Origin of the sequence: Pseudomonas sp. 18.1.10 (assembly GCF_024655625.1) — a bacterium.
GTDB lineage: Bacteria > Pseudomonadota > Gammaproteobacteria > Pseudomonadales > Pseudomonadaceae > Aquipseudomonas.
Genome location: NZ_JANLGL010000193.1, coordinates 1 through 10,294, shown reverse-complemented (window position 1 = coordinate 10,294; position 10,294 = coordinate 1). Strand labels below are relative to the sequence as shown.

The window sequence follows — 10,294 nt, the reverse complement described above, 5'->3', positions numbered from 1 at the left end:
ACAGTCTGTCAGTTGATAAAAATGTCGACTGACCCACCGCATTCGCGAGCAAGCCCGCTCCCACACAAGACCCACACAAGCCCGCTCCCACAGGGGATCTCTACTGGGGATTACTCGGCGTTACACAGCGCCAGGCAGTTATCCAGCATACGGTTGGAGAAGCCCCACTCGTTGTCGTACCAGGCGAGCACTTTCAGCAACTTGCCGCTGACCTTGGTGTGATTGGCGTCGAAAATCGACGACAGCGGGTTGTGGTTGAAGTCACTCGAAACCAGCGGCAGGGTGTTGTAGCCGAGGATTTTCGAGTGCTGGCTGGCTTCTTTGAGCAGCGCGTTGACCTGTTCGGCCGTGGCGTCTTTCTTCAACTGCACGGTGAGGTCCACCAGCGACACATTAATCACCGGCACCCGCACGGCCATGCCGGTCAGCTTGCCGGCCAGTTCCGGCAGCACCAGGCCCACCGCTTCGGCGGCGCCGGTCTTGCTCGGGATCATGTTCTGGGTGGCCGAGCGCGCGCGGTACGGGTCGGTGTGGTAGACGTCGGTGAGGTTCTGGTCGTTGGTGTAGGCGTGGATGGTGGTCATCAGGCCGCTTTCGATGCCCAGTTCGCGGTGCAGCACCTGGGCCACCGGCGCCAGGCAGTTGGTGGTGCACGAGGCGTTGGAGATGATCTGGTGGGATTGGCGCAGAATGTCATGGTTCACGCCGTACACCACGGTGGCGTCCGCGCCCTTGGCCGGGGCAGAAATGATCACCTTGCGCGCACCAGCGGTAATATGGGCGGCCGCCTTGTCACGGTCCGTGAACAGGCCGGTGCACTCGAACACCACGTCGATCTTGTGGGCAGCCCACGGCAGTTCGGCCGGGTTGCGAATGGCACTGACGGCAATCCGGTCACCATTGACGGTCAGGCTTTCCTGATCGTGGGCAACCTCTGCTTCGAAAGTGCCATGTACGGTGTCGTATTTGAGCAGGTGGGCGTTGATCGAACTGTCGCCCAGATCGTTGATGGCGACGATCTGCAAATCCTGACGGTAGCCTTGGGTATACAGTGCGCGCAGGACATTACGGCCGATACGGCCAAAACCATTGATTGCGATACGAAGAGTCATTGGAGAGTGCCTGTCGTCGATTTGTTGTAAGAATTACAAGATTATTCGCATAAAAATAGAAAACAAGCCTTTTTAGTGGCAATATTTTGTTCAATCTACAACGAGTGACCTGAATCAACTGGTCCGATGATTTAAACGACACCCTGCCATCCCATGCGTAGCGGGCGTTTGATCAGCATAGACACTCAGGTCGCCACATCCGTTAGCCTGGAGTTCTACACATGCATCCCCGCGTTCTTGAGGTCACCGAACGGCTTATCGCCCGCAGCCGCGCCACCCGCGAGGCTTACCTTGCGCTCATTCGCGGCGCAGCCAGCGACGGTCCGATGCGCGGCAAGCTGCAATGCGCCAACTTCGCCCACGGCGTGGCCGGTTGCGGCACCGAAGACAAAAACAGCCTGCGCATGATGAACGCCGCCAACGTGGCAATTGTTTCGTCATATAACGACATGCTCTCGGCGCACCAGCCGTACGAACATTTCCCCGAACAGATCAAGAAAGCCCTGCGCGAAGTCGGCTCGGTCGGCCAGTTCGCCGGCGGCACGCCCGCCATGTGCGACGGCGTGACCCAAGGCGAGCCCGGCATGGAGCTGAGCCTGCTCAGCCGTGAAGTGATCGCCATGTCCACGGCGGTAGCGCTGTCCCACAACATGTTCGACGCCGCGCTGATGCTGGGCATCTGCGACAAGATCGTCCCCGGCCTGATGATGGGCGCGCTGCGCTACGGCCATCTGCCGATGATCTTTGTGCCAGGCGGGCCAATGCCATCGGGTATCTCCAACAAGCAGAAAGCCGACGTGCGCCAGCGCTACGCCGAAGGCAAGGCGACCCGCGAAGAGCTGCTGGAATCGGAGATGAAGTCCTACCACAGCCCCGGCACCTGCACCTTCTACGGCACCGCCAACACCAACCAGTTGCTGATGGAAGTGATGGGCCTGCACTTGCCCGGCGCGTCGTTCGTCAACCCGTACACGCCGCTGCGTGACGCGCTGACCCGCGAAGCCGCGCACCAGGTCACGCGCCTGACCAAGGCCAGCGGCAACTTCACGCCCATCGGCGAGATCGTTGATGAGAAATCCATCGTCAACTCCATTATTGCCCTCAACGCCACGGGCGGTTCCACCAACCACACGCTGCACATGCCGGCTATCGCCATGTCGGCGGGCATCATCCTCACCTGGGATGACATGGCCGACCTCTCCGAGGTGGTGCCGACCCTGTCCCACGTCTATCCAAACGGCAAGGCCGACATCAACCACTTCCAGGCGGCGGGCGGCATGTCGTTCCTGATCCGCGAGCTGCTCGAAGCAGGCCTGTTGCACGAAGACGTCAACACCGTCGCGGGCAAGGGCCTGAGCCGCTACACCCAGGAACCGTTCCTGGTGGACGGCGAACTGATCTGGCGCGACGGGCCTATCGAAAGCCTCGACGAAACCATCCTGCGCCCGGTCGCTCGTGCGTTCTCCCCGGAAGGCGGTTTGCGCGTGATGGAAGGCAACCTCGGCCGTGGTGTGATGAAGGTGTCGGCCGTGGCCCTTGAGCATCAAATCGTCGAGGCACCGGCGGTGGTGTTCCAGGATCAGCAGGATTTGGCGGACGCCTTCAAGGCCGGCCAGTTGGAAAAAGACTTTGTCGCCGTGATGCGCTTCCAGGGCCCGCGTTCCAATGGCATGCCCGAGCTGCACAAGATGACCCCGTTCCTTGGCGTGTTGCAGGACCGTGGGTTCAAAGTCGCGTTGGTCACAGACGGGCGTATGTCCGGCGCCTCGGGTAAGATCCCCGCCGCGATCCACGTCAACCCCGAAGCCCAGAGCGGCGGGCCACTGGCGCGGGTGCGTGATGGCGATATCATTCGTGTCGATGGCGTGAAAGGCACCTTGGAGCTTAAGGTGGACGCCGAAGAATTTGCAGCGCGCGCGCCTGCCACGGGCCTGTTGGGCAATAACGTGGGGGCCGGTCGCGAGCTGTTTGCATTTATGCGCTTGGCCGCAAGCTCCGCAGAGCAGGGCGCCAGCGCCTTTACCTCTGCCCTGGAGACGCTTAAGTGAAGCTTGCGCTGGTCGGTGATATCGGTGGAACCAACGCGCGGTTTGCGTTGTGGCGGGACCAGGAGCTGCATTCGATCCGCGTGCACGCCACGGCGGATCACGCCAGCCCTGAGGACGCGATCAAGGTTTACCTCAAGGAAGAAGGCCTGCACATCGGCGACATCGGTGCGGTGTGCCTGTCGGTGGCCGGTCCCGTGAGTGGCGATGAATTCAAGTTCACCAACAATCACTGGCGCCTGAGCAAGACGGCGTTTTGCAAGACGTTGCAGGTGGATGAGCTGCTGCTGGTCAATGACTTCTCGGCCATGGCCCTGGGCATGACCCGCCTCAAGCCCGACGAATTCCGGGTGGTCTGCGCAGGCACACCGGAACCGTTGCGCCCGGCCGTGGTGATCGGCCCGGGCACCGGCCTGGGTGTCGGCACCCTGCTGGACTTGGGTGGCGGTCGCTTTGCGGCGCTGCCGGGGGAGGGCGGCCATGTCGACTTGCCCCTGAGCAGCCCGCGTGAAACCCAGCTGTGGCAGCACATCTACTCGGAAATCGGCCACGTCAGCGCCGAAACCGCCTTGAGCGGCGGCGGCTTGCCGCGTCTGTACCGGGCGATTTGCGCGGTGGACGGGCACACGCCGGTGCTGGACACGCCCGAGGCCATCACGGCCGCAGGCCTGGCCGGCGACCCGGTGGCGATGGAAGTGTTGGACCAGTTCAGCATCTGGCTGGGCCGCGTGGCCGGCAACAACGTGCTGACCACCGGCGGGCGCGGCGGTGTGTATATCGTGGGCGGGGTGATACCGAGGTTTGCCGACTTCTTTATTAACAGTGGTTTCGCCAAGAGTTTTTGCGACAAAGGCTGCATGAGTGACTATTTCAAAGGCATTCCGGTGTGGTTGGTGACGGCGCCTTACTCCGGGTTGACTGGGGCTGGGGTCGCGCTCGAACAGGCATTTGCATAGTTAGTTATGGCCTCTTCGCGAGCAAGCCCGCTCCCACATTCGATCGCGTTCCAACTTTGGAATGCAGGCAAATGTGGGAGCGGGCTTGCTCGCGAAAGCGGCCTCAAGAGCAACAAATGACTCAAGCTTGGCCATAACAACAAGGAGGCCCCCGTGAGCGTAATCAGTAAATCCATTCTCCTCGTCGACGACGACCAGGAAATCCGCGAATTGCTGCAAACCTACCTCAGTCGTGCCGGCTTCCAGGTGCGTGGCGTGCCGGACGGCGCAGGCTTCCGCCAGGCGATGAACGAGGCGCCGTGCGACCTGGTCATCCTTGATGTGATGTTGCCCGACGAAGACGGTTTCAGCCTTTGCCGCTGGATCCGCCAGCACCCGCGCCAGGCGCAGGTGCCGATCATCATGCTCACCGCCAGCTCCGACGAAACCGACCGCGTGATCGGCCTGGAACTGGGTGCCGACGATTACATCGGCAAGCCCTTCAGCCCCCGCGAGCTGCAAGCGCGGATCAAGGCGCTGTTGCGTCGTGCCCAGTTCGGCCAGGAGCAACGGGGCAGCAGCGACGTGCTGGTGTTTGATGAATGGCGCCTGGATACGATCAGTCATCGGCTGTTCCACCTCGATGGCGAAGAAGTGATCCTCTCCGGTGCCGACTTTGCCCTGCTCAAGTTGTTTCTCGACCACCCGCAACAGATCCTCGACCGCGACACCATCGGCAACGCCACCCGTGGCCGGGACTTGATGCCGCTGGACCGTATCGTCGACATGGCCGTCAGCCGCCTGCGCCAACGCCTGCGCGATACCGAAAAACCGCCGCGGCTGATCCGCACCGTGCGCGGCAGCGGTTATCAACTGGCAGCCAGCGTGGTTGCCGGCAATGCCCACTGAACCTGTGACTGAGCGCCGCCGGCGCTTCCCGGTGCCGCGCTCGCTGCTGGGGCGCATGCTGCTGCTGACCTTGCTGGTGGTGCTGTTCGCCCAGGCGCTGTCGAGCGTGATCTGGGTCTCGCAATTGCGCGCCACCCAGCTCGAAGGCCTGGTCACCAGCGCCCGCAGCCTGGCGCATTCGATGACCGCCAGCGTGAGTTACTTCCGCTCGTTGCCCGTGGCCTATCGCCCGTTGGTCCTCGACCAATTGCGCAGCATGGGCGGCACGCGGTTTGTCGTGACCCTCAACGACCGGCCGCTGGACATGCAAGTGTTGCCGGAAACCCCGCGCAAGCAGGCGGTGCTGGTGGCGGTGGACGAAGTGCTGCGCCAGACCCTCGGCGCCGACGTGCATATTTCGGTGGAATTTGTCAGCGCCGAAGACCTGCGCATCTTCAATGCCGGCCTCAAGCTCGATGAGCTGCCGCGCTCCTGGGCGCATTACGCACTGACCCTGGAACCGGTGAACCCGCCGGTGCTGGTCACGCAGATCCAGCTCGCGCCCGGCGAATGGCTGTACATCGCCTCGCTGTTGCCCGAACCCTACACCAGCCTTGAAGAACAGGGCCTGCCGTCCCAGCAAGTGTGGTTTATCGTGCTCACCAGTGGCTTTTTGCTGCTGTTCATCGGCCTGCTGGTGCACTGGCAAAGCCGCCCGCTCAAGCGTCTGGCACGGGCCGCGCGGGACATGTCCCTGGGCGCCGACGTCGAGCCGGTGGCCGAAGGCGGCGGCAGCGAAGTGGAGGAAGTGGGCCGCGCCTTCAACGCCATGCGTGAACGCATCAGCCGTTACCTGACCGAACGCAGCCAATTGTTCAGCGCGATTTCCCACGACCTGCGCACCCCGATCACCCGCCTGCGCCTGCGCGTGGAGCTGCTCGAAGACGACAACCTGCAAGCCAAGTTCGGCCGCGACCTGGATGAATTGGAGCTGCTGGTCAAAGGCGCGCTGCAATGCGTGAAAGACACCGACATCCACGAAAACATCGAACCCGTGGACCTCAACCACGTCCTCGAGTGCCTGGTGGAGCCGTACCTGGCGCCCAACGGCAACGGCCGCGTGACCCAGCACGGCCGCGCGCTGACCACCTACCCGGGCAAACCGCTGGCGCTCAAGCGCTGCATCGGCAACCTGATCGACAACGCCTTGAAGTACGGGCAGAACGCCCATTTGCACATCGAGGACGATGGCGCGCAGTTCATCCTGCATGTGGATGACGAAGGCCCGGGCGTGCCGGAGCAGCGCTTGGAGCAGGTGTTCGAACCGCATTTCCGCCTGGCCGGGCAGCAGCAGGGGTATGGGTTGGGGCTGGGGATTGCGCGCAATATTGCCCATAGTCATGGGGGCGAGGTGAGTTTGCAGAATTTGCGTGAGGGTGGATTGCGAGTCACCCTACAACTGCCCCGGGGCCTGGACTAAAGAACGCCGCAGATAAAAATGTGGGAGCGCGCTTGTGTGGGAGCGGGCTTGCTCGCGAAAGCGGACGGTCAGTCACTAAATTTGTAACTGAACCACCGCATTCGCGAGCAAGCCCGCTCCCACATTTTTGATCCCTGTTGGGTCAGATGCTTTGACGCAGTCTGGCCAGGTCTCTCAGGGGCGGTGCACCAAACAACCGGCTGTATTCCCGGCTGAACTGCGACGGGCTTTCATACCCCACCCGATACCCCGCCGCCGACGCTTCCAGCCCTTCGGCAATCATCAGCCGCCGCGCTTCCTGCAAGCGCAACTGCTTCTGATATTGCAGCGGGCTCATCGCGGTAATCGCCTTGAACCGGTGGTGCAAGGTCGAGACGCTGAGGTTCACTTCCTTGGCCAGGTCATCAATGCGTAGCGGTTGTTCGTAGTTGCCGTTCAACCAGGTGATCGCCTGGCTGACACGATGGCTCTGACTGTTGGCCACGGCAATTTCATACAGCCGATAGCCCTGCGGCCCACGCAACAAGCGGTAGAGGATCTCCCGGTTTATCAACGGCGCGAGCATGGCGATGTCTTTGGGTGTATCCAGCAGGCGCGACAGGCGCAGCACCGCGTCCAGCAATTGGTGGTCGATGCGATCCACATACATGCCACGGGATGTCGGCCGCGACGGCACGCCCATCGGCCCGGCTTCGGCGATCAGCGCGGTGAGTTGCGCCGGATCGATATTGATCCGTACCGACAGGTTCGGGTCTTCAGGCGTGGCATCAATGATGCGCCCGGCCACGGGCATGGCGACCGAGAACACCAGGTAGTTGAGGGGGTCGTAGGCGAAGATCTCGTCGGCCAGGCGCACTTCCTTGCTGCCACTGGCGAGGATGCACAGGGCCGGCTCTACCAGCACCGGCATGAAATCGCGCGGCGTGTTGTGGCGGTTCAGGTACAGCGAGGTGATTGCGGTGCCGTAGGAGCCGTCCTCCCACGTGTGGCGGTGCACGATGCTGGCCAGTTCGGCGCGCTGTTTTTCCATCTCGGCATCGAGGGGAACGGGCTGATGTTCAGGCGACGACATGGGTGGGCCTCTACACGCTTTTTTGATGGGCTCAGCTTAGCGGCGGGTTGCGCAAAAGTGTTACGTCGATCCTGCACAATCCTTGCCTGATCCTGCGATAAGTCGTGAATCAGGCAAGTGCGCGGCCTGTCATCTGCCTGAAACACTGCGTCTGTGCCTGCGATACATCCAGCGGGCGAGACGCCTTGTTTACGCTTCTCGCAGGATTGTGCAATAAGCCGGCAGGAATCGACTAACCGCGCCCGGCCCCGCGCCGTTATCTTTGATCCTGTGGCAACACGCCCCACAGTGCTTGCCGAGCATCACTTCTCAACGGGAGAGTCGAACATGTCCACCCCCATTCCCGCGAGCCATATGGCCTTTATCCGCGCCCGCAGCGGGTGCAGCACCGAACTGGGTGCACGCTTGAGCAGTTTGATCGAACCGGGTCGCCAGGCTCAGGGCTGCCTGCAATTTTCGTTGCAGCAGTCCCAGGTAGACGCCGATGTGTGGCTGGTCTCGGGTTTCTGGAGCAGCGAGCAGGCGATGAGCGTCTACTTCAACTCGCCGGCCTTGATGATCTTCACCGAGCTGTTGAACGACATGGTCATCCGCAGCATGGATTTCCAGACCTTCACCGATGCATCCGCCGCTCATGCCTATGGTGAGTACCTGCAACTGGCCGGTTAGGGTTTAGAATGGCCGACTTCCCATTGGCCAGGACCTGCAACATGGCACGTAAAGAATTTGCCCACCACGAAGCCGTTTCCGCCGTAGTGCCGGGAGAGGGTGGCTACAGTGCCGCCGTCGCCGTGAAGGCACTGGATGGCATGGGCGCACCGCGCTTCCACAAGATCCTTGATGGACAGAAGTTCAAGACGGCGTCCGATGCCGATGATGCGGCTGCGTTGCAGTTGGAGCGGTTGGTCGACGTTGACGAAGAAGGTCAGTTGACCTGGGCGCCTGCCACAGCCTAACCAACACCACCGATCCAAATGTGGGAGAGGGTTTGTGTGGGAGCGGCGGTGCGACGATTCGACTTGCTCGCGAATGCAGTCTGTCAGTTGATATAGATGTCGACTGATACACCGCCTTCGCGAGCAAGCCCGCTCCCACAGTTTTGATCGCATTTCAGTCAGGGTTTCGGGGCACCTGGGCGGTACATCTTGAACAAGGCTTCCGGGCCCAACTGGAAGTAATCCGCCGGCCCACCACCCCGCAAAATCGGCTCCGCCGCTGCTGTGTCATAGACGCCATCCTTGAGCAACCACTTGGCAATATGCACCGCCACCACCTCGCCGAGCACCAGCCAACTCGGCACCAATTCCTTGTCGGCCCGTTGCAGCTGGATAATCTGCGTTACCTTGCATTCAAACGACACCGGGCTCTCGCCCACCCGTGGCACCTGGATGACCTTCGACGCCACCGGCGTCAGCCCGGCCAGTTCGAATTCGTTCACGTCAGGCGATACCGCCGCGCAACTCTGGTTCATCTGCTCGGCCAGCGGGCGGGTCGCCAGGTTCCACACAAACTCGCCGGTCTGTTCGATATTGTTCAGGCTGTCTTTGCGCCCGACACTGGAAAAACCAATGATCGGCGGAATGTAGTTGAACGCATTGAAAAAGCTGTAGGGCGCCAGGTTCAGGCGGCCGTCACGGTCGTGGGAAGAAATCCAACCAATGGGCCGCGGGCCGACGATGGCGTTGAACGGGTCATGGGGCAGGCCGTGGCCGTTGGCGGGTTCGTAGAAATGAATATCGTCGGGCATGGCCGGGGTTCCTGCGATCGGGTGCAATGAGGCGCCCATACTGCAAGGCGTGGCGGAGAATTTCCATCGGCGATATGGAATTTTCATACGGCGCCCACCTATTTTTCACAGCTCCCCGTTCAGTCTGCGCGCAATTGAATGACTGCGCCTCGGAGCCTTCCACCCCATGAATAAACTTCCTCAGATCACCCTGGCGTTCTGGGTCATGAAAATCTGCGCAACGACCCTGGGCGAAACCGCCGGGGATTTGCTGTCGATGACCCTGAATGTCGGCTATGCCCTCAGCTCGATGATCCTCATCAGCGTGTTTCTCGTCACCCTGCTGACACAACTCTGGTCGAAAACCTACAACCCGGTGCTGTACTGGATCGTGATCCTCTCCACCAGCACGGCCGGCACCACCATGTCGGACTTTATGGACCGCACCCTGGGCCTGGGTTACGCCACGGGGTCGATGATCCTGATTGTGATCCTGATGATTATTTTCGCGATGTGGCACCTCAGCGGCGATTCGCTGAACGTGAACAAGGTGCAGACCTTTCGCGGGGAATTGTTCTACTGGATGGCGATTCTGTTTTCCAACACCCTGGGCACCGCATTGGGCGACTTCCTGGCGGACGATTCGGGGCTGGGTTTTGCCGGCGGCGCGTTGTTGATCGGCTCGACCATTGCTGTGGTCGTGGCGCTCAAGTACTTCACGCAGATCTCGTCGGTGTTGTTGTTCTGGGTCGCGTTCGTGCTGACCCGGCCGTTTGGCGCAACACTGGGGGACTTCCTCACCAAACCCCATGAAAAGGGCGGGCTGGATTTCGGCACGATTGGCTCGTCAGCGGTGCTGGCGGCGGTGTTGGTGGTGATGATTGCGGGGGCGTCGTATGCGCAGCGGCGGTATGGGCGTGACCGCATTAGACAGGCGACACAAAACTAAATGTGGGAGCTGGCTTGTGTGGGAGCGGGCTTGCTCGCGAAGGCGGCGTGTCAGTCGACATCTTTATCAACTGACAGAGTGCATTCG

10 protein-coding genes are annotated in these 10,294 nt (G+C 61.4%); 7 read left to right on the top strand and 3 right to left on the bottom strand.

All coding sequences use genetic code 11. The annotated features are described in order from the left end of the window. Positions 1 to 110: 110 nt before the first annotated feature. Positions 111 to 1,112 carry a type I glyceraldehyde-3-phosphate dehydrogenase gene (gene gap, locus NUV89_RS23785; protein ID WP_053257798.1) on the bottom strand — a complete coding sequence of 334 codons (1,002 nt, stop codon included), beginning with the start codon at positions 1,110 to 1,112 and terminating at the stop codon, positions 111 to 113. A 221-nt stretch (positions 1,113 to 1,333) separates the two neighbouring features. Between gap and edd the strand changes: the two genes are divergently transcribed. From edd to NUV89_RS23765, 4 genes are all read left to right on the top strand, one after another. Further along, positions 1,334 to 3,160, top strand: coding sequence for a phosphogluconate dehydratase (gene edd / locus NUV89_RS23780; RefSeq protein ID WP_017738076.1), 1,827 nt, complete (start codon positions 1,334 to 1,336; stop codon positions 3,158 to 3,160). Beyond that, the gene (locus tag NUV89_RS23775) at positions 3,157 to 4,113 is read left to right on the top strand and encodes a glucokinase (protein ID WP_257783247.1); all 957 of its coding nucleotides are present in this window, start codon (positions 3,157 to 3,159) and stop codon (positions 4,111 to 4,113) included. The genes edd and NUV89_RS23775 overlap by 4 nt, the downstream gene beginning before the upstream one ends. Positions 4,114 to 4,266: 153 nt before the next feature. Beyond that, a complete protein-coding gene (locus tag NUV89_RS23770) occupies positions 4,267 to 5,001 on the top strand; it encodes a response regulator (RefSeq protein WP_257783246.1) in 735 nt (244 codons plus the stop codon). After that, positions 4,991 to 6,460 (top strand): ATP-binding protein, encoded by a 1,470-nt coding sequence (locus tag NUV89_RS23765; RefSeq protein ID WP_308220203.1) that lies wholly within the window; start codon positions 4,991 to 4,993, stop codon positions 6,458 to 6,460. The genes NUV89_RS23770 and NUV89_RS23765 overlap by 11 nt, the downstream gene beginning before the upstream one ends. A 142-nt stretch (positions 6,461 to 6,602) precedes the next feature. Here NUV89_RS23765 and NUV89_RS23760 read toward each other — a convergent pair whose 3' ends face one another. Further along, positions 6,603 to 7,532, bottom strand: a complete 930-nt coding sequence (locus tag NUV89_RS23760; RefSeq protein WP_257783245.1) for an AraC family transcriptional regulator — start codon at positions 7,530 to 7,532, stop codon at positions 6,603 to 6,605. 327 nt (positions 7,533 to 7,859) lie between these two features. Between NUV89_RS23760 and NUV89_RS23755 the strand changes: the two genes are divergently transcribed. Both NUV89_RS23755 and NUV89_RS23750 read left to right on the top strand, forming a co-directional pair. Continuing rightward, entirely contained in the window at positions 7,860 to 8,201 is a 342-nt protein-coding gene (locus tag NUV89_RS23755; protein WP_257783244.1) for an antibiotic biosynthesis monooxygenase family protein, read from the top strand. A gap of 41 nt (positions 8,202 to 8,242) precedes the next feature. Further along, a complete protein-coding gene (locus tag NUV89_RS23750; RefSeq protein WP_257783243.1) occupies positions 8,243 to 8,488 on the top strand; it encodes a hypothetical protein in 246 nt (81 codons plus the stop codon). 158 nt (positions 8,489 to 8,646) lie between these two features. On the opposite strand, the gene NUV89_RS23745 is transcribed toward NUV89_RS23750, so the two are convergent. Then, entirely contained in the window at positions 8,647 to 9,279 is a 633-nt protein-coding gene (locus tag NUV89_RS23745; RefSeq protein ID WP_257783242.1) for a flavin reductase family protein, read from the bottom strand. A gap of 166 nt (positions 9,280 to 9,445) precedes the next feature. On the opposite strand from NUV89_RS23745, the gene NUV89_RS23740 reads away from it, so the two are divergent. After that, positions 9,446 to 10,207 carry a hypothetical protein gene (locus NUV89_RS23740; protein WP_257783241.1) on the top strand — a complete coding sequence of 254 codons (762 nt, stop codon included), beginning with the start codon at positions 9,446 to 9,448 and terminating at the stop codon, positions 10,205 to 10,207. Positions 10,208 to 10,294: the final 87 nt, after the last annotated feature.

Bases quoted from the DNA above. Each gene is read 5' to 3' on its own strand.
- NUV89_RS23765 (WP_308220203.1), top strand. From the start codon at position 4,991: ATGCCCACTGAACCTGTGACTGAGCGCCGCCGGCGCTTCCCGGTGCCG.
- NUV89_RS23740 (WP_257783241.1), top strand. From the start codon at position 9,446: ATGAATAAACTTCCTCAGATCACCCTGGCGTTCTGGGTCATGAAAATC.
- gap (WP_053257798.1), bottom strand. From the start codon at position 1,112: ATGACTCTTCGTATCGCAATCAATGGTTTTGGCCGTATCGGCCGTAAT.
- NUV89_RS23755 (WP_257783244.1), top strand. From the start codon at position 7,860: ATGTCCACCCCCATTCCCGCGAGCCATATGGCCTTTATCCGCGCCCGC.
- NUV89_RS23745 (WP_257783242.1), bottom strand. From the start codon at position 9,279: ATGCCCGACGATATTCATTTCTACGAACCCGCCAACGGCCACGGCCTG.
- NUV89_RS23750 (WP_257783243.1), top strand. From the start codon at position 8,243: ATGGCACGTAAAGAATTTGCCCACCACGAAGCCGTTTCCGCCGTAGTG.
- edd (WP_017738076.1), top strand. From the start codon at position 1,334: ATGCATCCCCGCGTTCTTGAGGTCACCGAACGGCTTATCGCCCGCAGC.
- NUV89_RS23760 (WP_257783245.1), bottom strand. From the start codon at position 7,532: ATGTCGTCGCCTGAACATCAGCCCGTTCCCCTCGATGCCGAGATGGAA.